This is a genomic window from Puia sp. (genome assembly GCF_036500295.1).
Lineage (GTDB): Bacteria > Bacteroidota > Bacteroidia > Chitinophagales > Chitinophagaceae > Puia.
This window is the reverse complement of record NZ_DASYCH010000101.1, coordinates 13,118-33,409: the sequence shown is the minus strand read 5'-3', so window position 1 is coordinate 33,409 and position 20,292 is coordinate 13,118. Positions and strand designations below refer to the sequence as shown.

Here is a 20,292-nt window from a genome sequence, read left to right as displayed (position 1 = left end):
CGGTCCCGTGTTTCATTTTTTTTATGGGCAGGTCGAGAACGTTACAGCGGATGGTGAGCCAGGTGTCGCTGTTGCTGCCGCCGCCGGCGGTGTAGATGGCGCGGATGGGTTCGCCGGACAGGCGGCGGATGACGTCGTAGGCGTATCGCTCCAGGAAGGCTACGCCTTCCATGCCGGCAGCAAAGCGCTGCGCGGCAGACAGGCCCGGGGGAGCGAAGCCCCGGGCCTGAGGAGCGATAAAAGGGAAACGTTCACCAGTCTGACACAATGGCCAGGCGATGAGTCCGGTAGGAATGAGTCGTGCGGCTTCGGTGTCGAGGGCGGCGAGGCCGGTGCGGCCGGCGCCGTTTGTGCCGTTGGTGCCGTCGCCGGAGAATTCTTTTGTGATCCAGTCGGCGCCGGTGTTGCTGGCGCCGCCGGGCATCCAGTAGCCCTGTGGGTGGCGGTGACTATAGAGCGTGCCTGCGGCATCTTCCAGTTGGCGGGTTGTGACCCCTTTTACCACCATGGTCGTACCGATGGTCGTGTTCCAGTCGCCGGGGCTTACCGCGCCGGAGGCGAGCTGGGAGGCGCAGCCGTCGGTCATGCCGGCGACGATTTGGATCTTGTCGCTCCAGCCGAGGCGGGCGGCGAGGGTTGGCTCCAGGGTAGCGATCGGCGTGCCGGCCGGGACGACTTCGGGTAGCCAGGAGCGTTTGATAGGAAGCTGTTCCCAGAGATAGGCGGGCCAGGTGCGTGTGGCGAGATCGAAGCCGGATTTCAGTGCGTTTGTCTCATCGGTTATCCCCCAGCGGCCGCTGAGTTGGCCGGTGATATAATCCGCGGCGTGGATCCAGCGGGCGATGCGGGCGGCTTTTTCCGGGAAGGCCTGGGTGAACCAGACCATTTTGCTGAGGCCGCTGGATGCGTTGAAGCCGGTGTAGCCGTGGGCGTGAACCGTTTGGGCGGTCTGTCTGACATTGCCGGCGACTTCGGCGGAGCGGGGGTCGCTGTACATCAGCGCGTCGTGCAGCGGCTGGTTGGCCGCGTCGAGGGGGATGACGGTGCCCGAGGTGGAGGTGACCGCGATAGCTTTTATACAACGGGGATCGATTGCGGGACCCTGGCCGTCGGCTTGTTTAGCGTTTAGCGCGGCGGAGAGCTCGGTGAGGAGCCGAAGGCAGGTGGCCCACCATTCCGCGGGGGATTGTTCTTCGCGGGACTGGGCGGTTAGCGCGAAGGGTTGCTGGTGTTCGCCTACCGGGTCGCCGGCGGCGTCGACGAGTACGATGCGGGCGCCCTGGGTGCCGATGTCGATGCCGAGAAAATATGCGGTTTTGTTCATTTTGATATGCTATGACCGGTTTGCCTGCGCCGGTTGTTATCCTATGGCCGGGTGTTCCCGTTTAGGGGACGAATTGGCGGAAGGCGGCGCGGGTAGCCTTCCATTCGGTATAAAGGGCTTCCAGCGGCTGTCTGTCGCCGGGAGTAACGATCTCGGGGGTGAGGGGGGAGCGCCGGCGGCCGTTGGTGGCCTTGTTGCAGGCGTATACGCCGCCGACGACGGAGGATTGCCGGAAGTCGGGGCGGAGCAATACTCTTTTTCCGACGAGGGTCGCGATGAGGCGGCGGAGCGTCGGGCTTTGCATCCCGCCGCCGCAGGCCCAGAGATAATCTTTCTCGTGGGGCGCCACCTCGCTCAGGGTGCAATAGTTGTCGCGGATGCAGCAGGCGATGTCCCAGAGGGTGGCCCACACGAAGGAGGCGCGGGTGAGCTGGTGTGAAACGGGGACGTCGAACAGAAATCCGCCGCGGGTCAGGGGTGCGCGTTCGTCGGCGATCAGCGAGCCGAGGGCGGCCACGCATTGAGGGCAGGACAGCGCATCGAGTTCCTGCTCGATGATGTCGTAGCCTTCGTTTGGATAAAAGATCTCTTTCAGCCGTTGGTAGTTGAGGCCGGTGACGCCGGCATTGGCTTCGAGGACGAAGCGGGACTCGACGGAGTGCCGGCCGGTCCAGGTGCGTTGTTTTTCGTCGATACGGTAGGACTCCATCAGGCGGATGACGGGTGTCGTCGTGCCGGAGACGATGATGATGTCGTCGGCAGCGGGGACGGTGCTTTCGATGGCCAGTTGGGTGTCGGCGCCGCCGATGACGACGGGAGGGGCAGGATTGGGCGCAGATTTACCGGCGACGGCCGGGGCAGCGGAGGCCACGGGCCAGCGGGAGGCGTATTCGGGGAGGACGGGGCCGAGGATGGTGCCGGAGGACTGCAACGGCGGGAGGAGGGCCGGGTCGATGTCGAAGAGGCGGCAGAGTTCGGGGGACCAGTCCTTTGCGGCGATGTCGTAGAGCAGGGTTTCAGAGGCCTGGGAATGCTCATAACGCCGGATGCCGCTGAGCTTGTATTGTACCCAGTCGCTGATGCTGAGGAAACCCGAGAGGCGTGTCCATAGTTCGGCCCGTTTGTGGCGGATACCGAGGAGTTTGAAGGCGGAGAACAGCGATGTCGGGTAGCGGCCGGTCAGTTGATAGACGCGGGCTTTGTCGGCGAGGGTGTTCTCCCATTCGCGGCCGCGATGATCGATATTGGGCAGGCCGATGAGGGATTCGCCATTCTTTCCCAGCAGGACGATCCCTTCGCGCTGGCTGGTGGCGGTGAAGGCCTTGAGGCGAACGCCGGGTGTGCGTTGGAGGGCTTTGTCGGCCATGCGAAGGACCTGCGCCCAGAGGGCATCGGGGTCGAAGGCGATGGCGTCGGGATAGCGATCATCCTTTTCATAGCGGATGTCTTCGCGTTGGATACTCAGGAGCTCGCCGTCCGACGCCGCGACGGCTACGCGGGCGTTGCCTGTGCCGATATCGATGATGAGAAATGCTTCCATGGGTGAAGACCGGTTTTTCAACTATGTGATCAAATTATTGAAATATCCTTATTGACCAGCCATCTGTTCTCCTTTTGTTTATCGGCGAACCAATCCAGCAGGCCGCGGTTCATGATATCGGCATGATGGTCTTCCACTTCGAAGGTGGCACCGGCGATATGCGGGGTGGCCAGTACGTTGGGATGACGGATCACGCGGTAATCGAGTTCATCGGGCGGCTCGTGGTCGAACACGTCGAGGACGGCGCCGGCAATTCGATCTTCTTCCAGGGCGGCCAGAAGGTCTTTTGTTTTTACCACCATGGCCCGGGAGGTGTTGACAAAGATAGCGCCGGGTTTCATTTTGGAGAAAAGGGTCTGATCGATCATTCCCGCGGTCTTGTCGTTGGCGGGCAGGTGGACGCCGACGATGTCGCTGGTGGCGAACAGATCGGGCAGGGCTACCTTTTTGAACTCGCCCGAGGGGGAGGTACTATAGGGATCATAATATTGGATCGGGCAGGGCCAGTCCTTTATCATGTGGGCGATGCACTGGCCGATGGCGCCGAAGCCGACCATGCCCACGGTCTTGCCGGCGAGCTCGTTGCCTTTGAACTGCAGATAGGAGGTGTGGGCACCTTTTTCCCATTGGCCGTCGAGCAGCCACTGGCGCGCGGGCATGATCTTGCGCATCAGGGTGATGATGTTGGCGATGAACATCTCGGCAACGGCCTGAGCGTTGCGGGCGGGGGTATAGAATACGGGGATATTCAGCTGGGAGGCGATGTCGATGGCGACATTGGAAGGCGTGCCGCGGCAGACGCCGATAAACTGGAGACCGGGGAAGCTACGGATAACCGATTGGGTCACCTCGTCGTGCTCGGTGATCAGCGCCTCCGCGCCGGTGACCTGCAGCAGGCCGATCAATTCTTTTTCGTTGTAGGCTCTGCCCTGTGGCTTCCAGGGCCGGTAGATGATCTCGCCCAGTGTTGCCGCCAATTCTTTTCGGGCTGTTTCGTGATAGGGCGCCGTGATGAGTACTTTCATTCGTATCGTGTGTTTCTTGTTTGCGTTATTTTGATGTCGAGGTTTTTGCGTTGTCCGGGAGGGTGATGAACCGGGTCAGGATGGCGCCGAGGAAATACAGGGATGCCAGTATCCAGATGACGCCGGCGTTGCCGACCGACCCGATGAAGAGCCCGACGATAGCCGGACCGACGAAGACCGGCAGACCCGCGCCGAGGTTGAGGATCGCCATGGCCGCGCCCTTGTCTTTTTTTACGAGTGAGGGTACGAGGGCCGTGAGGGGAACATAACCGGCGAGGAGTGCGCCCCAGAGGATACCCGCGAGCATGATCAGCCAGAAATTGTCCCCGGTGAGGCCGGGAGAGTAATAGAAGAGCAAGGTCGTCACGCCGCAGCCCACGCCGCCGAACCAGAGGACCGTGTTACGCCAGCCGAGCTGGTCGCCGACGAAACCAAAGATCAGGTTGAACGCGATGTTGCTGGTGAAGATGGTGCCCCAGATGCCGAGCCATTGGGTGGTCGAAATACCGTGACCCGCCATAAAGGTCGGCAGGAAGACGGGGAAGGCGAACTGGGCGGTGGTGTTGATCACGCGGACGATCCCGCCGAGGAGGACTTTTGGTTCTTCGCGGACGATGGTGAGTCCTTTTGTCAGTTCGCGCAGTTTTGCGTCGAGTCCGCCTTTTACCGGATGGAAGGGCGCTTTGTTTAGCACGAGTGCGAAGAACGCACCGACCAGCACCCAGAATACGGCGCTCCAGAGCGTGTTGATATACCCGAGGCGATGGATGGCCCAGCTGCTATAATAGGCTCCCAGTACGTTGAGCCCGCCCGTGAAGACGAACCAGAACCAGCCGACCGCGCGGCCGAGTTTGTTTGGCGGGCTTACGTAGGTGATCCATACCAGGAAGGAATAAGCAAACAGCGGGTAGCCGAAACCGCGGAGCGCGTAGGTCATGAGCATCACGGGATAGTCGAGATCTTTTATCCCGAAGCCGATGAAGCCGACCGTGCCGAGGAGATAGAGCAGGAGACCTGCGAGCATCGTTTTGCGGATGCCGAAACCTTCGGAGAGAACGCCGGAGAACCAGGAGGAGACGGCGATGGTGATGCCGTAGACGGTGAAGAGCGTCGCCGACTGCTGGATACTCATGCCATGTTCGAGCAGGTAGGGGCTTAGCCATCCTTGTTCCATCCCGTCGCCCATCATGAAGATCATGATCCCCGCGTAACCCCAGGCGAGCTGCCGGGGAATGCCTGCCTTGTCGACCAGCGAGTTGCCGGGGAGTGTGGTGGCGGTTTGTGTACTGTTCATTCGAATAGTGCTTTTTGTGCGTGATCCAATTTATTACGGATGATCCCAGCCCGGGTTTTGAACGAGGTTGTGGTTTAGTACGAGCTCGTTGTAGGGAATCGGATAATAATATTTATAGTCATCCCACTCGCGGGTGATATTGCTCAACCAGATGATGTTGCCGCTTGTGCCGTTTGATAACCGGGCCTGGGTGTTATCGATCAGGAAGTAATATACACCCGAAACCTTTGTGGAGGGAATAGAACTGACGAAGGAGACATCGGGTTTTCCGTCGCCGTTGAGATCGTAGAGGGTATTCATGGCCGGGACATAAAGACCCTTGTAGGTCATCTGCAGGAGATTGCCGGCCTTCCAGCGGAAGAGATCATAGTACCGGAAACCTTCGAGGGCGAGTTCGATACCGCGCTCGCGGCGGATCTCGAGGAGGACGGGGTCCGAGATATTGGGGAAGAAGTTTTGCTGCAGGTAAAGATCGGCAGTCGTCGGCATCGCGGTGTTGGTGATGCCTGCGCGGGCGCGGATGAGTTTGATCGTGGCGTTCCAGTCGTCGGCGGTGAAGGCGCCCAGTTCGGCCCTGGCTTCGGCGTAGTTGAGCAGCACTTCGGCGTAGCGGATGATGGGGATACTGTTATCGTTCTTCTCGATGCCGTCGGTGGCTTTGGAGTCGAGGGTGAACTTCAGGGGTTGGTAGCCGGTATAGGTGTAGGTGAAATCGGGGGGAGCGGCGGAGCCGTCGCTGCGCTTGTAGCTGCCGAGGCGGATCGTCTGCTGGAGCCGGAGATCGCGGTTCTTTACCTCGTTGGGGAACACCAGGGTGTCGTAGCCGGGCTTGTCGGTGAACCGGGTGCCATCGGTATTGAGATAGGTGTTGACGAAGGTTTTTGTGAGGCTGAGGCGATCGCCATAGGTGGCGCTGGTGTAATACCAGTTGGCATCGTTGAACACCTGGAGGCTGGCATTGCAGACGTAGGCCAGGATGGTCTCGTCGCTGGAGGGCGTGGAGCTGACAAAGAGATCGCGGTAGCTGAGGGTGGGCGTGGCATTCGTATGCAGTTTGTATTGTCCGCCTGTCATGACGGCCTGGGCGGAGTTGACGGCTTCGGTCAGCCACTGGGTGGCCGTGGAGACGAGGTTCAGTTCGGGATGATATTTACGATAGGTGCCTTCATAGAGGCAGATGCGGGATTTGAGGGCCAGGGCCACCCATTTGGTGATCTGCGAGGCGGTGGCATCCTTGCCGACGGTGATATTGTCACAGGCGAAGCTGATATCCGCCAGGACACTGTCCATGACGAGGGCGCGGGGGTCGCGGGGTTTGTAGAGGGCCGAGTCGCCGACGTTGAGCGGAGCGTTATACCAGGGAACGTCGCCGAATTTCCGGACCATGTTGTAGTAGAACCAGGCGCGGAAGAGGCGGGCGATGCCGGCGTAGTTGTTCTTTACCGCGTCGGTGACCTTTGCCTCCTGATAGTGTTGGAGGAAGTAGTTGACGTTGCGGAGGCTTGTCCAGGTCCAGCCGGTGGCCAGGGTGGCGGAGAAGCCGCCGGGTATCAGGTATTGGGAGGCGCTTTTGTTGGCGGCGAAATCGCTTAACTCGTCGCCGCGGATGATATCGTCGCCCTGGGGCAACATTTTATAAAAAGAGTTGGCGTACAGCTGTAGGTCGTCCGCCGACTGAAAAGAATTGGCGGGTGTGAGCTTGTCGAAAGGCTGCAGATCGAGTTCGTGCTTTTTGCATCCGAGGAGGGAGGCGGTGAGGAGTATCGGGGTGACAATTTTTATATGGAAGCGTTTCATGATCTTGTTTTTTTCACTTAGAAGGTTACGTTGATGCCGATGGTGTAGGTCTTCATCATGGGATAGGCCATTCCGTTACCTGCGCCGCTGGTGAGTTCAGGGTCGGAGCCATCGATGACCTCGGGGTCCATGGTCCGGATGATCTTGTACATCGGCGACCAGACCCAGAGATTCTGACCGGTGACATAGATCTTCGCGCTGCTGATGCCGGCCTTGCCGATGAGGGAAGCCGGGAGGCTATAGCCGAAGGTCAGGTTCTTGAGCCGGACGTAGCCGGTATTTTGCAGGTATTTGGTTTGTTTGACGACGAGTTCCGAGCTGGCGTTGAGGGCTACATAACCGCGAAGCCGGGGGAAATAGCCGTTGGGGTTGGTGGGCGACCATTCGTGGTTGAGTACGTCCTGGGGCATCCAGCTGTAGGGCCGGTTGTATTGGCCCCAGAAGAGGGAGGCATCGGTGCCGGGCCACCAGTTGCGTTTCCAGATGCCCTGGAAGAAGGCGGAGAAGAAGAAATTGTTCCAGTCGGCGCTTGCGTTGAAGCCGAAGGGCAGGCGGGGTGCGGAGTTGCCGATGATCTTCATGTCGCCGGGGTTGGTGACGGTGCCGTCGCCGGGGGTGATCTTGCCGTCGCCGTTGCGATCTTTGAACTTGATATCGCCGGGCAGGGGTTGGTTGGCGCTGCTGACGCGGATGAGCGTCTGGTCGGCGTGTTTGGCGATATCGTCGGCGTCCTGGTAGACTCCATCGTTGACATAGCCCCAGATGTCGCCGACCTTCATGCCCTTGTAATAAGTGGAGATGAGGCCGGTGGGGTTGTTGTATTTGGTGATATGCGAGACGTTGTCCGAGAGGATGAAATGAAGCGAGTAGCGAAAGGGCTTTGCCGAGCCGATCTGGTCGTGCCAGGTAAGGCTCAGTTCCCAGCCCTGGGTTTTGAGGCTGGCGTAGTTGCCTTTGGGAACGGTAGCCCCGAAAACGGCAGGCAAGGGCAGGCCGGTAGTGAACATATCGTTCGTATAGCGGGTGTACCAATCGAAGGCCGCGGACAGGTGGTTATTCAGGAAGCTGATATCGGTGCCGATATTGGTGGAGGTGGATTTCTCCCAGGTTAGCCCATCGGGGATCACATTGGGATTTTGTGTGGCATCGGGGGTAATGCCGGCGATCACCATTGCGAGTTTGGAGACGGCCATCGTTTCAAGGTATTGGTAGGGAGACACGTTACCATTGCCCAGCGTACCGTAGGAGCCGCGCACTTTGAAGTCGGAGATCCAGCTGGCCGGCACATTCCAGAATTTTTCCCGCGAGACGCGCCAGCCGGCGGATGCGGAGGGGAAGAACCCGTATTGCTGGTTGGTGGGGAATTTGGAGGAGCCGTCATAGCGGCCATTGACCTCGAAGAGATAACGTTCGTCGAAGTTGTAGTTGAAGCGAAAGAAGCCGCCGAGTGTCTTCCATTCGCTGCCGCCGCCGGTGAGCGAGAAGGCCTGGCCGTCGATCAGCGAGAAGTCCGGCAGACTGGGATTGATGAGGCCGTAGCGTTGGACGTAATTGGATTTGAGGAGCGAATGTTCGTAGTTGTAACCAACGAGGCCTTTGAAATAGTGTTTGCCGAAGCTGCGTTCGTATTCCGTATAGAGATTTGCGCCCAGGTAGTTGGTCGTGTTGGTGGTCTGGTTCATGCGGCTGTCGCCCATTTCGAGCACGACTCCGGGTTGAGCCTCGTAGGGCACGGGAGTGAAGAGGCGGGACTCGAGATAGTTGGTATAGCCGAAGGTCAGATCGCCGTGGAAGCGGAGGCGGTCCTTGAGGAATTTGGCGGTGAAGGCGGCCGTGTTGCTGATGGCGTTCGTCGTTTGGTTCGAGTAATTGTTTCCCGAGACGAAGGAGCCCATGGTGATCGCCGCGTTCTGGGTGAGGGAGTGATCGGGATTGAAGAGCATGGCGACGGGGAAGAACTCGTCGGAGATCCTTCGCCAGATGGGGGTGACCGAGTCGGCGTGGTTGATGATCGGGTAGAAATAGGTGGTACGGCTATAGAGTAGATTATCTTCGAGCTTTAGCCAGGGGAAGGGATTGACGGTGCCTTTCGATCGCAGATTGTACATCTTATAGGTGTCGGGACTATAGCGGAAGATGCCTCGCTGTCCCTGGTAGTGACCGGACAGATAGTAGGAGGCTTTGTCGTTGCCGCCGGATACGCTGAGCGATTGGTCGGTGGAAGGGTCGCTATTTGCATAGAGCAGCTTTTGCCAGTCGCTGTTACCGTAGTAAACATAGTTCCCCGTGGTAGGGTCGATTGCCGTTTTAGGAAGGCTTGGGTCCTGGTCATGTTGATGAAGCGCGTCGAGGTAGTCGAGCGAGAACGGGAACACGCTGTTGGCCTTGGCCGGATGGGACTTGTAATCGTAGTAGGCATAATAGGCCGAGTCGAAGTTCTTCGTCCAGGTGTAGCCGTCGGTGACGAATTTCGGTTTGATGGTCGGCGTCGAGAAGGTGAGGCTGCTGGAGAAGTTGAGCTGGGTGCGGCCTTTCCGGGGGCTTTTTGTGGTGATGAGGATGACGCCGAAGGCACCGCGGGCGCCATAGATGGCGGCAGAGGCGGCGTCTTTTAGAACGGTTACGTTCTCGATGTCGTCGGGGTTGAGCATATTGGGGTCGCCGGGTACGCCGTCGATCATGATGAGGGCGCTGCCGCCGGCGCCGATGGAGGTGGTGCCGCGGACGTTGTAGTCGGAGCTGCGAATGGGTTTGCCATCGGTCATCTTTATGTTGAGATTGGGGATCACGCCTTCGAGGCCGCGGGTGACGTTTGGCAGGGGGCGGTTTTCGAAGACTTCTTTGCCGACCTGGTCGATGGCGCCGGTGAGGTCGACTTTCTTTTGGGTGCCGTAGCCGACGACGACCACTTCGTTGAGGCCGCCGGCTGCGTCTTTCATGACGAGAGTGAAGGTATTGTGACCTTTTGTTTTTATTTCCTGTGAGGCGAAGCCGACGCTGGTGGCGACGAGGGTGGCGCCTTCCGGTACGCCGGACAGGTGGAAGAGGCCTTTTTCGTCGGTCGCGGTGGCTGAGGGAGTTCCTTTAATTGTGAGGGTGACGCCGGCGAGGGGGTTGCCTTTTTCGTCGACGACGGTGCCGTGGATGGTTCTGTTCTGGGCCCGGGTCAGGAGGCCGGAAAGCAATAACATAAGGAGAAGAAGTGGATGGCGCATATGGCTGCTAGTTTTGGAGTCTTAACAAAAATGCAATTAATTTAAAGCAATCGAAACAAATATAAAGCATTTTTTAAAAATAGGAAACAAATATAAAGTTTTTGAAAGAAAAAAACAGAAAATTAAAGCGGGAGGCGGGATTGTAAGAAATATTCGCCAGTTTTGCTGGCAACCCTTGTCAAATAATATGAAAAGAAAACCCATAAAGAACATAACGGACCGTCATCAACTTATCCTGAAGAAATTGGAAGAAGAGCGGCGTGTGACGATCCAGGAGCTCAGCGATCTGACGATGGTGTCGAGTGTAACGATCCGCAAGGATCTGAAGTTACTGGAGGATAAGAACCTGTTATTTCTGACGCGTGGCGGCGCCTCGATCAGCAATCCGTATGCGATGGAGCGGACGATCAATGAGAAGGAGCTGATCAACGAGAAGGAGAAGCAGCGGATCGCGAAGGCGGCGTTATCGATCATCGGAGATAACGATTCCATTATTATCGGTTCGGGGACGACGGTGTTCCAGTTTGCGCGTTCGCTGCATCCGGCGCACCGGCTGACGGTGATCACGCCGGCGCTCAAGGTAGCGCTGGAGCTTTGTAACCGGCCGAATATCGAGGTCCTGCAGCTGGGGGGGATGATCCGGGCGAATTCTTCTTCGGTGGCGGGTGGGTTTGCGGAGCGGATCCTGGAAGAGATCTCGTCGGGGGTGTTATTCCTGGGCGCGGATGGGATCGACCTGAACTTTGGCGTGTCGATCACGAACCTGGCGGAGTCGAGTTTGAATCAGAAAATGATCAATGTGGCGCAGGTGGTGGTGATCCTCGCTGACAGTACGAAGTTCGGGCGGCGGGGGTTGGGGAAGATCTGCGGGTTGGAGCAGGTGGAATATATCGTCACGGACGAGGGCGTCTCCGCCGGCATCGTGAAGCAGCTGGAGGAGCGCGGGGTTAAGGTTCTTATTGCTAAATAGGGACACGCCGGGGGTCAGACGCTACGGCGGATCAGCTTGCGCGGCCCATGAACGGGTCGGTGAAGCTGTCCTTTCCGGTTTCTACGCGGCCGCTATAGTGCTGCTGAAATTCTTTCTCCTCTTTTACGGTGATGCCGAGATCATACCAGCCATGGGATGATGCGGTGTCGATGACGACCGGGGTTTCCGCGCCGGGGGCGATCGACTTTTCGACGGGCTTATTGCCGTATGCGTGATCGACGATGGTCAGGTGCTGTGTTTGGCTGGGACTGGTGTTCTTTATGATCAGCAGGAGCCGGCCGGTTAGTTGGTTGGGGTTTGCGGTCTCACGTTGATAATCACATTGGATCGTGAGCGGCGCGTTTTGGCCGCTTCCCTTGTATTCCCGGAAGAAACCGTTGGGGCCGTGTACGGCGAGCTGCCAGTGCCCGTCTACCGCGAAGCTGTCCTCCAGTGTTGCGCCGGCGGCTACGGCATAGCTCCTAAGGAGTTTGCCGGGCTGGAAGATATTGAAGGGTGAGCCGGCTGCCGCGGCGCCGAATATTTCGTTGCGGGCTTCCATTTTTATCGTGACCGTTTTGCCGTCGGGGCCCATGTGGGCGTCAGCATATAACTGGTACGGCAGGGCGCAGGAGGGTTTGATCCCGGGCTCCTGGCGGGCCATCAGGGGAGAGGAGAACGGGTCTTTGTTGATGGCGGCGATCTCCGCGGCGGACAAGGCTTTGTAGTTGCCGGGGGCTTCCCGGTAGCGGGCGTTGTAGATGCCTTCGATGAAGGGCTGGCGTTGCAGCCAGGGCAACTGCGTTGGTGGCTCGCCGCTATATTGTTGGAAGACGCTGGTCAGATCGCCGCTGACGGTCCGGCGCCAGAGGCTGGTGTTTGTTTCATGGATACCGGCGCTTTGTTTTTTGTTGAGCCAGGATTGGACGAACCGGAATACGGAGGTATGGTCAAAGACCTGGGAGCAGACGCGTCCGCCGCGGCTCCAGGGGGAGGCGATGACCATGGGTACGCGGAAGCCGAGGCCCGCGGGTGCGGTACGGGCTTCTTTTGTGGCGACGCCTTCCTCTAACTCCCGTTGGCGCCGGATGTATTCGACGGACGTATCGATGCCGGGGGAACATTTGCCTGTGGCGGGATCGAGGGGATCGGGGGCGACAAAGGGCGGGACATGGTCGAAGTACCCGTCGTTCTCGTCATAGGTGAGGATGAAGATCGTCTTCTTCCAGACTTCCGGGTTTTTCGTGAGAATATCGAGGATCTCCGACACATACCAGGCGCCATACCAGGGTGCGGTGGGATGATCGGAGAAATTTTCGGGGCCTACGAGCCAGGAGACGGCGGGCAGCTTTCCCTTGTCGACATCCTGCCGGAACTGGTGGAGGATATCGCCCTTGGGGACGTTGAGCTGGCGTTGGGTGCCGTTGTCATCATAACTCATGCTTTCGAGGCGGTGGTAATCGGGGTCGCCGTCGTTGATGGAGAACGCTTTTTCATAAAGGTCCTTCTCTTTTTGGGTCAGCTTGCCGAAATTTTCGGGGGTGAACCGTTCGAGTTGTTTTTGGGCGTCGGCGAGGACGGCTTGCTTCTTCTCCAGTTCGTTCCGGGTTTTTTCGGTGACGGGTTTTGACTTTAGATCGGCGATCGCGGTGGTGAGGGTGTTGATCCTGTCCTTCAGGGTTTGAACATAGCGGGGAGAGAAACGGGCGTTGAACTGATCAAAGGGTTCCAGCAGGTTACAACCGAAATTGGTGAGCCAGGCCCGTTCTTCGCCGGTGAATCCACCGCCGAGGGTCAGGTCGTTTTGGTAGACTTTCCAGGGGACGCCGGCTTGTTCCAATATTTCGGGGAAAGTTGTCCAGGAGATCTCGCCGGTTTCCACGTCGTTGCGGATATAGGCTTTTGTCGTATCGTCCTGGCGGCCGCGAATGGTGCCGGTCCAGAGGAAGAGCCGGTTTGGCCAGGTGCTGGTCATGCCGGAGCAGAAGTTCTGATCGCAGACGGTGAACGCGTCGGCCAGCGCATAGTTGAACGGCAGATCGCGCCGGGTATAGTAGCCCATCGTGAGGGGCATCGGCCGGTATTGCGGATTGGCCGGGCGTTTGGCGATGAGCCATTGATCGTGGTTGCCTTTGTTGAACGCGTCGACCTGGCTGGACCGGACGTGCGGGATGGAACCCATCCAGGTGATCTTTGTATCGTGGATGTCGAAGCGAAAGGGGGCGTAGGTCTCCTTTTTTTCGTTGGTCTGCAGCCAGACGCTGTTGTTGTCGGGTAGTTTGATCGCGCGCGGGTCGTTGAAGCCGCGGACGCCGCGGAGGGTTCCGAAGCAGTGGTCAAACGAGCGATTTTCCTGCATGAGGATGACGACGTGTTCGGCGTCGAGGTAGGTCGATCCCGAAACGGGGTCGATGGTCATCGCTTTGCGGATGGATTCTGGGATCCCGGTCCAGGCGGCGGCGCCGGAGAGGAGCATGGCTTTTTTCAGGAACTCTCTGCGTGTGTCCATAAAGGGTAATTTTTACAGATAGGACTTCAGGGCGGATTTCCAGACCTGGTAGCCTTTTTCATTCAGGTGGAGGCCGTCCATGGTGTAGTCGGCATTGAGCCGGCCGTCCTTATCGAGGAAATGCGGGTGCAGATCGACGAGGGTGAGATGGTATTGGGCCACCAGCCTTTTGATGCCGTCGTTTACGGCTTTGATATGCTGGTCTTTGTTATAGTGCGCCATATGCTGGGTGAAGTTGTTGTTCACCGGCATCAGGGTCTGGAAATAGATGGCCGTTTTTGGCGAGGCGGCCTGTATCGCCCGGATCATCCGTTCGTGGTTGGCCGTGATCACGCTGTCGGGGATGTTGCGGGAGATGTCGTTGATCCCAATCAGGATAAACACTTTTGCGGGATGGCCTTCGGTGACCTCGTCGATGCGTTGGAGCACGCCGAAGGTGATGTCGCCCGAGATGCCGCGATTGCGGGCTGTGGGGAGTTGGAGTAGCTCGTCCCAATCAACTCCTGCCGTGATGCTGTTACCGAGGAAGATCACATCTTTCGTCGAGTTAGGGTAGGCTTTGAATTGAGCGAGGCGCTGGCCGTAGGTGGCGGGACGATAGGTGCTGTCCCACGCGGCGGCTGTTGTCTGAGTCGCGGGGGGCTGAGCGGCGGCTGTTGTCTGGGCCTGGGGCCTGCCGGTAAAAAGGAGAAAGGCCGCCAGCAACGTAATGGTTTGTTTCTTCATAAAGCAGAGCAATTGAAACCAAAACTACGGGCTGGCGGTTATAAAAGCAAAAAAAATTAAATAAAATTAAAGTTTTTTAAACAAAAGAAAGCAATTCTACATCGAAAACGAGGGTGCTGTTAGGACCAATTTCGGCGCTGACCGCGCGTTCGCCGTAGGCGAGATTGGAGGGGATAAAGAAGCGCCACTTGCTGCCGGTGGGCATGAGTTGCAGGCCTTCGGTCCAGCCTTTGATGACTGCGTTGAGGGGGAAGGTGGCGGGTTGGCCGCGGCGGACGCTGCTATCGAAGACGGTGCCGTTGATGAGCGTGCCGTGGTAGTGACAGGTGACCTTGTTGGAGGCGCTGGGTTTTGGGCCGGCGCCTTCGGTGAGGACCTCGTATTGCAGGCCGCTCGGGAGGCTGACGACGCCGGGTTTTGCCTTGTTGGCTTCGAGGAATTCCTGGCCTGCCTTTAAATTGGCGGCCGCTTTGTCTTTGTTGAGGTTGAAGAGACGATCGGCGATGCTCATAGTTTACTTTTTTTGCAAAGATAGTTAGCTTTATTTTTGCCGATAGCTTTTTTATGACCAAAAGGACCTATTACACCTATATTCTGGTATTGGGATCGTTGACGGCACTGGGCCCTTTTTCGATAGATATGTATCTCCCGGGGTTTGGGGACATCGCGAAGAGTCTCGGGACCTCTGTGGCCAATGTCGGCCTTTCACTTGCCAGTTACTTTATCGGGATCTCGCTGGGGCAGCTGTTATACGGACCGCTGCTGGATCGTCATGGGCGAAAGAAGCCGCTGTACGCAGGTCTTGCGTTGTATATCGCCGCTACGGTGGTGTGTATGCAGGCCCGCGATATCAACGTGCTGATCGTGCTGCGATTTATCCAGGCGGTGGGGAGTTGCGCTGCGCAGGTGACGGCGATGGCGATGGTGCGGGACCTGTTTGGGCCGAAGGAGAGTGCGAAGGTGTTGTCGCTGTTGTTGCTGGTGCTTGGCGCTTCGCCGATGATCGCGCCGACCGCGGGCGGGTATATCGTGGTGACCTGGGGATGGCGGGCGATCTTTCTCGTCTTGCTGGTGCTGGGGGTCTTGATCCTGGCGCTGAGTATCTTTCTTCTTCCTGACAGTTATCCGCCGGATAAGGGGTTCAGTTTGCGGCCGGGGCCGATCGTTCGGAATTTTCTGGCGGCTTTGGCGGTGCCGCAGTTTCTGATCTATGTGCTTGTGATGGCACTGGCCTTTTCGGGTTTGCTCGCCTATGTGGCGGGATCGCCGGTGATCTTTATGGATATCTTTCATGTCGACAAGAAGGAGTATGGGTGGATCTTTGCGTTTCTGGCAGTGGCATTCATTGGGCTCAGTCAATTTAACGCGTTGTTGTTGAAGCGGTTTACGAGTCAGCAGATTATCCGGGTGACCTTGATAGGGCAGGTGGTGGTGGGTTTGGTTTTTTGGGGGTTTGCGATGGCGGGATGGCTGAGTCTGGGGGTGACGATTGGTTTCCTGTTTGCGTTTCTGGGGTTCCTTGGTTTTACGAATCCGAATGCGGCTGCGTTGGCGATGGCCCCTTTTGCGAAGAATGCGGGGACGGCTTCGTCGTTGTTGGGGTGTTTGCAGTTGGGGTTTGGAGCGCTGGCCAGTGCGGCTGTAAGTGCGTTTGCGGATGGGACGGTGAGGCCGGTGGCGGCGGTGATCGCGGGTGGGTCGCTGCTGGGGTTGGTGGTGTTGTTTCTTGGGCGCAAGCAGCCAGTGGTGATCGATGGCGCGGAACTAGGGCAGCTTGGCCACTAGGCTTTCCGGAAGCATTTTGAGGATGCGGTAGATGATCTTCCATTTCCAGCCGGGGACGATGGTGAAGCTTTTGGGTGCATGAACAATATGGCGGGCGATGAAGGCGGGCTCCATGAGGAGGTTTTTGGGAAGATCGAGATGGGCGGTGAGTTTGCTGTTGATATAGCCGGCGATGACGGCATTGACGATGACATTGCGGGCCGCGAGGTGTTGACGGAGGCCGGCAAGGTAGGTGGTAAAAGCAGCCTTTGTGCTGCCGTAGACGAAATTGCTTTTGCGGCCGCGGACGCCGGAGAGGGAAGAGAGGCCGATGATGCGTTCGAGGTTTGGGTTTCCGCCGTCGGTGGCGATGATATTGAGTATAGAGACCGCGCCGGCATATAAGACATTGATCATTTGATACGAGCCTTTCCAACTGCGGAGGGCTTCTTCGTTGGTGACCTGGAAGCCGGCGGCGTAGAGGACGATATGCGGTTTTGCGGGGAGGCCGGCATAGAAGGCGGCATGGTCGTTGAATGAGGTGGCGTCGAAATACCGGGTGATGATCCTGTCCGCCGGGAGATGGCGGGCTTTTATAAACTCGTCGATCCCGGCCAGGGTGCGGGAGGCCGCAATCACCTGGTACCCTTGTTGAACATAGAGGTTCATCGCTTCCTTTGCGGTATCCGAGTTGGCGCCGAGGATGAGGACGGTTTTCATGCGCTGCTGAGTTTTCGGTGAGCGGGGAGAGTATTTTTCAAATTTCAGGGTTTTGTATATACAACTATTCCATCGGGGCCGGCGGTAACGGCTTTGTGCGCCATGTTGAAGAACAGCGAGTGCTCGAGGACGCCGGCGAGGTTGGTGACGCGGTCGTTGAGGATGCCGGGTTCGGGGAAGGCGTCGAACCAGTTGTCGATCAGGTAATTTCCTCTTTCGGTGATGACGGCGCCGTCTTTTTTATCGCTGAGACGGAGTTCGGACCGGCTGGGGTTGAAGTATTCTTTCAGCCGGGCGGAGACAAAGGCGAGGGCTTCGGGGATGACTTCCACGACGAGGGGAAATGATTTGGTGAGGCGATCGACCCGTTTGCCGGTATCGCCGACGAGGATGAATTTGCCGGCCATAGCGGCGAGGACCTTCTCTGCAGCGTGCACCCCTCCCCCACTCTTGAGGGCGGTGAGGCGCCAGTCGAACTGGTCACAGCCATCGAAGTAATGATCGAGGCGGGTGAGCCAGCCGGATTCTTTTACCTGGAAGCCTTCTTTCAGGAGGAGTTGCCGGGTGGTGAAGGAGGAACTGGCGACGGTGAGCGTCGTCGCGAGGCCGGGAGTGTTTTGGATGGCCGCGATGAGATGGGTCATCGTTGAGCCGGCGCCGAGGCCGATAGCGGAACCGGGTTGGATGAGTTTGGCGGCTTCCTGCGCCGCTTGTTGTTTGTAGTCGGCCATAGCTATTCGGCGTACTTTTTTGCGATCGTGTTATAGAAACTTTGCAGCGTATAGAAGGCGCGTTTTTTTACCCCCTGCTCCGAGATGAGGCCCTTGCGGTTCCAGAAATTCTGATAGACGGGATGCTGACGGCGGGGGCTGCGGAAATCGCAGAGGATCCAGGGAGTGATACCACGTAGGGCGCCGATGCCCGAGAGCATTTTGAGTTGGTTCACGTAGAGGGCCTCCTGGTATTCTTCGCTCCAGCGGGTGTCGGGGTCGGCATGGAAGCCGGCGAGGGCGTCGCCGCCGAACTCGGTGATGATGACGGGACGATCGTATTTGATCGAAAAATGATAGTTGGGGAGATCGGTGGGTTTATCGCCCCAATACCAGCCGGCATATTCGTTGAAGCTGACGAGGTCGAGCTTTTCACCAAGCGGGTCGTCGACGATGGCTTCATTGCCTTTGCGGTGGACCTCCAGGGCGGCGGAGACGAGGCGCGTGTTGTCGAGTTCGTGGGCTTTTGCCGCGAGGCGGCTCATGAAGTCGAGCCGGGGTTCGCTGAGCGGGGTTTCGTTGCCGATGGACCAGATGATAACTGAGGCGCGATTGCGATCACGGTTGATCAGATCGGTGAGTTGTTTTTGTGCATTGGCATAGGTGTCGGGGTTGGTCCACGAGATGGTCCAGTAGACGGGCACTTCGGCCCAGACCATGAGGCCCATTTCGTCGGCGAGGCGGATGATCGTTTCGTTATGCGGATAGTGTGCGAGGCGAACATAGTTGCAGCCGAGTTCCTTTGCCCAGGTGAGGAGCATCCGGAGGTCACCCTCGCCGCGATTGCGGCCGGGGATCAGCGGGTTCTCGTCGTGGATGGAGATGCCGCGGAGGAAGGTCGGTTTGCCGTTGAGCAGGATGTCCTGCCCGCGCACGGTGATGGTCCGAAAGCCGATGTTGTCGCGGACCTGGTCCGTTGGGCTTTTTATAGTCGTCGAATAGAGTTTGGGGTGTTCGGGTGACCAATACGCGAGTTTCTTTATCGGGATGCTTAGTTTGGCGCGGCCGGTGGCGTCGGTTTGCACGGTAGCGTGGATGTTTGCTTCGGCGATGTCGACGGTGATTGATTGGGAGAGGGCGGCACCGGCAAGTTGGACATACCCTTCAATAGTGTTCGGATCGGTTTTTTTGAGTTGCAGCTGGTAGTCGCTGATAAAGGTTTCGGGGGTCGACGTGATGTATACATCGCGGGTGATGCCGCCGTAGTTCCACCAGTCGGTGTTGACGGTGGGGATCTCGTCGGGGTGGCGGGTATTGTCGGCTTTTACGACGAGGCTATTGTCGCCTTCTTTTAGTTTATCGGTGATCTCGAACTGAAAAGGGGTGAATCCGCCTTTGTGCATGCCGAGCTTTTTTCCGTTGAGATAGATGTGGGCTTCGTAGTTGACCGCGCCGAAATAGAGAAAGTAACGCTGGTGGGGATGTTTGGTAAGTTGAAAGATGCGGCGATACCAGATAGTGCCTTCGTAGTAGAGCAGCTTTTCGTCCTGGGAATTCCAGTCGCCGGGGACTTTGAGCGTGGGGCTGCGTGAGAAATCATATTCGATGAGCTGGCTTTTATCGGTTTGCTTTTTGTCGTCGTAGAAGCCGCCAGAGCCGGAGGCGGACTGGTCGTAGGGTTGATGACGATAGTCGTAGAAGCCGTTTTCATAGGGGTCTATGATATAGTTCCACCGGCCGTCCAGGTTGAGTTCCATGCGGGCGGCATTGTTTTGGACGATGGCGTCCGGGCTGCCGGAGGCTGGCCTATTGTTCTGGGCAGAAAGGGGACGGATCGAGATGAGGATCACGAGCGTGGCAAGAAACGCGTATTTCATTTGCTGAGAATTTCTGCGGGTAGATGAGTGATGGGCCGGATGCGGACCCGCTTGTAGAAGATCTCGGCGCCTTCGGATTGCAACTGAATCTTACCCCCGGTGAGCGGGGTGAGCTGACCGTTATCAACCTGAGCGCAGTGATAGAGGATCATGAGGGTCTTTCCGTTGACGACATGCACAGCGGTGTCGCCGTGACAGTAGAGGTCGAGGGTGTTCCACTCGCCGGTGGGCTTTTCGGCGTCGCCGGCTTTTATGCAATGGCGGCCGGTTTGGTTGTCCGCGCGAAAGGTATAGAGGGTGCCGTTCGGGTCATAGACATAGGTGCTGTCGTTGCTTTTTTGTGCGGGGATATCGGCGGTTGCGCCGGCGCAGCCCCAATAGTCGCCGGTGTTGGTCTCTTCCACCTGGAATTCCTGGCTGCGCATCCAGGCACCGTTGTCGGCGCCGTTTTGGCCGACGGAATGATAGAGCAGGCCGCTGTCCTTCTTTTTTCCTTTCTTCGGCCCCCAGGTGAGGGAGCCCCATTTGAAGAGGACCTGGAGATGATAGTCCCGGAATTCCTTTTTTGTGGAGAGGCCACCGGTTGTTTCGCCGGAGATGCGGATGCAATTTTCGTTGCCGTCGGTGACGACGCTGAAAACGTGCTGCGGATCGGTGTTGCCGCCAACGCCTTTGAGATACGTATCCCAGCCGTTGAGGTTTTTGCCGTTGAAGAGGGGTATCCAGCCGTCGTGCGGGTTGGAAGCAGGCCGTGTGAAGGAGGTGGCGGCCAGCAACAGGATCAACAGATAGTGGCGCTTCATGGGTTGAAAGTAGTAAAA

At 57.9% G+C, this 20,292-nt stretch carries 15 protein-coding genes; 2 read left to right on the top strand and 13 right to left on the bottom strand.

Annotated features, from left to right (window positions below; genetic code table 11):
• The 6 genes from VGM48_RS19760 to VGM48_RS19735 form a co-directional block, all read right to left on the bottom strand.
• Positions 1-1,324 (bottom strand): FGGY-family carbohydrate kinase (locus VGM48_RS19760; RefSeq protein WP_331582157.1); only part of this gene is annotated, 1,324 nt, incomplete at its 3' end.
• 61 nt (positions 1,325-1,385) lie between these two features.
• On the bottom strand, positions 1,386-2,864 hold the full coding sequence (locus VGM48_RS19755; RefSeq protein ID WP_331582156.1) for an FGGY-family carbohydrate kinase: 1,479 nt from the start codon (positions 2,862-2,864) through the stop codon (positions 1,386-1,388).
• 29 nt (positions 2,865-2,893) lie between these two features.
• Positions 2,894-3,889 carry an NAD(P)-dependent oxidoreductase gene (locus VGM48_RS19750; protein ID WP_331582155.1) on the bottom strand — a complete coding sequence of 332 codons (996 nt, stop codon included), beginning with the start codon at positions 3,887-3,889 and terminating at the stop codon, positions 2,894-2,896.
• 25 nt (positions 3,890-3,914) lie between these two features.
• Entirely contained in the window at positions 3,915-5,183 is a 1,269-nt protein-coding gene (locus VGM48_RS19745) for an MFS transporter (protein WP_331582154.1), read from the bottom strand.
• A gap of 33 nt (positions 5,184-5,216) precedes the next feature.
• Positions 5,217-6,980, bottom strand: coding sequence for a RagB/SusD family nutrient uptake outer membrane protein (locus tag VGM48_RS19740; RefSeq protein ID WP_331582153.1), 1,764 nt, complete (start codon positions 6,978-6,980; stop codon positions 5,217-5,219).
• 17 nt (positions 6,981-6,997) lie between these two features.
• Positions 6,998-10,195: a TonB-dependent receptor gene (locus VGM48_RS19735; RefSeq protein ID WP_331582152.1), complete on the bottom strand. Its 3,198-nt coding sequence runs from the start codon at positions 10,193-10,195 to the stop codon at positions 6,998-7,000.
• 187 nt (positions 10,196-10,382) lie between these two features.
• Between VGM48_RS19735 and VGM48_RS19730 the strand changes: the two genes are divergently transcribed.
• Complete coding sequence (locus tag VGM48_RS19730; RefSeq protein WP_331582151.1) at positions 10,383-11,165, top strand: DeoR/GlpR family DNA-binding transcription regulator; 783 nt, start codon at positions 10,383-10,385, stop codon at positions 11,163-11,165.
• A gap of 31 nt (positions 11,166-11,196) precedes the next feature.
• Here VGM48_RS19730 and VGM48_RS19725 read toward each other — a convergent pair whose 3' ends face one another.
• The 3 genes from VGM48_RS19725 to VGM48_RS19715 all read right to left on the bottom strand — a co-directional run bounded on the left by VGM48_RS19725 (position 11,197) and on the right by VGM48_RS19715 (position 14,911).
• Positions 11,197-13,674, bottom strand: coding sequence for a phosphocholine-specific phospholipase C (locus VGM48_RS19725; protein ID WP_331582150.1), 2,478 nt, complete (start codon positions 13,672-13,674; stop codon positions 11,197-11,199).
• Between the two features lie 12 nt (positions 13,675-13,686).
• Positions 13,687-14,400: a GDSL-type esterase/lipase family protein gene (locus VGM48_RS19720; protein WP_331582149.1), complete on the bottom strand. Its 714-nt coding sequence runs from the start codon at positions 14,398-14,400 to the stop codon at positions 13,687-13,689.
• A gap of 76 nt (positions 14,401-14,476) precedes the next feature.
• Entirely contained in the window at positions 14,477-14,911 is a 435-nt protein-coding gene (locus tag VGM48_RS19715) for an FKBP-type peptidyl-prolyl cis-trans isomerase (protein ID WP_331582148.1), read from the bottom strand.
• A 53-nt stretch (positions 14,912-14,964) separates the two neighbouring features.
• On the opposite strand from VGM48_RS19715, the gene VGM48_RS19710 reads away from it, so the two are divergent.
• Complete coding sequence (locus tag VGM48_RS19710; protein ID WP_331582147.1) at positions 14,965-16,185, top strand: multidrug effflux MFS transporter; 1,221 nt, start codon at positions 14,965-14,967, stop codon at positions 16,183-16,185.
• Here VGM48_RS19710 and VGM48_RS19705 read toward each other — a convergent pair.
• Genes VGM48_RS19705 through VGM48_RS19690 form a run of 4 tightly spaced genes read right to left on the bottom strand, consistent with a single transcriptional unit; the run spans position 16,165 to position 20,274 of the window.
• Entirely contained in the window at positions 16,165-16,884 is a 720-nt protein-coding gene (locus VGM48_RS19705; RefSeq protein WP_331582146.1) for an SDR family NAD(P)-dependent oxidoreductase, read from the bottom strand. The genes VGM48_RS19710 and VGM48_RS19705 overlap by 21 nt on opposite strands.
• A 44-nt stretch (positions 16,885-16,928) precedes the next feature.
• Positions 16,929-17,615 (bottom strand): ribose 5-phosphate isomerase A, encoded by a 687-nt coding sequence (gene rpiA / locus VGM48_RS19700; protein WP_331582145.1) that lies wholly within the window; start codon positions 17,613-17,615, stop codon positions 16,929-16,931.
• Between the two features lie 2 nt (positions 17,616-17,617).
• Complete coding sequence (locus VGM48_RS19695; protein WP_331582144.1) at positions 17,618-19,471, bottom strand: glycoside hydrolase family 2 protein; 1,854 nt, start codon at positions 19,469-19,471, stop codon at positions 17,618-17,620.
• Positions 19,468-20,274: a DUF1080 domain-containing protein gene (locus tag VGM48_RS19690; RefSeq protein WP_331582143.1), complete on the bottom strand. Its 807-nt coding sequence runs from the start codon at positions 20,272-20,274 to the stop codon at positions 19,468-19,470. The genes VGM48_RS19695 and VGM48_RS19690 overlap by 4 nt, the downstream gene beginning before the upstream one ends.
• Between the last annotated feature and the right edge of the window lie 18 nt (positions 20,275-20,292).

Bases quoted from the DNA above. Each gene is read 5' to 3' on its own strand.
- VGM48_RS19755 (WP_331582156.1), bottom strand. From the start codon at position 2,864: ATGGAAGCATTTCTCATCATCGATATCGGCACAGGCAACGCCCGCGTA.
- VGM48_RS19750 (WP_331582155.1), bottom strand. From the start codon at position 3,889: ATGAAAGTACTCATCACGGCGCCCTATCACGAAACAGCCCGAAAAGAA.
- VGM48_RS19745 (WP_331582154.1), bottom strand. From the start codon at position 5,183: ATGAACAGTACACAAACCGCCACCACACTCCCCGGCAACTCGCTGGTC.
- VGM48_RS19740 (WP_331582153.1), bottom strand. From the start codon at position 6,980: ATGAAACGCTTCCATATAAAAATTGTCACCCCGATACTCCTCACCGCC.
- VGM48_RS19735 (WP_331582152.1), bottom strand. From the start codon at position 10,195: ATGCGCCATCCACTTCTTCTCCTTATGTTATTGCTTTCCGGCCTCCTG.
- VGM48_RS19730 (WP_331582151.1), top strand. From the start codon at position 10,383: ATGAAAAGAAAACCCATAAAGAACATAACGGACCGTCATCAACTTATC.
- VGM48_RS19725 (WP_331582150.1), bottom strand. From the start codon at position 13,674: ATGGACACACGCAGAGAGTTCCTGAAAAAAGCCATGCTCCTCTCCGGC.
- VGM48_RS19720 (WP_331582149.1), bottom strand. From the start codon at position 14,400: ATGAAGAAACAAACCATTACGTTGCTGGCGGCCTTTCTCCTTTTTACC.
- VGM48_RS19715 (WP_331582148.1), bottom strand. From the start codon at position 14,911: ATGAGCATCGCCGATCGTCTCTTCAACCTCAACAAAGACAAAGCGGCC.
- VGM48_RS19710 (WP_331582147.1), top strand. From the start codon at position 14,965: ATGACCAAAAGGACCTATTACACCTATATTCTGGTATTGGGATCGTTG.
- VGM48_RS19705 (WP_331582146.1), bottom strand. From the start codon at position 16,884: ATGAAAACCGTCCTCATCCTCGGCGCCAACTCGGATACCGCAAAGGAA.
- rpiA (WP_331582145.1), bottom strand. From the start codon at position 17,615: ATGGCCGACTACAAACAACAAGCGGCGCAGGAAGCCGCCAAACTCATC.
- VGM48_RS19695 (WP_331582144.1), bottom strand. From the start codon at position 19,471: ATGAAATACGCGTTTCTTGCCACGCTCGTGATCCTCATCTCGATCCGT.
- VGM48_RS19690 (WP_331582143.1), bottom strand. From the start codon at position 20,274: ATGAAGCGCCACTATCTGTTGATCCTGTTGCTGGCCGCCACCTCCTTC.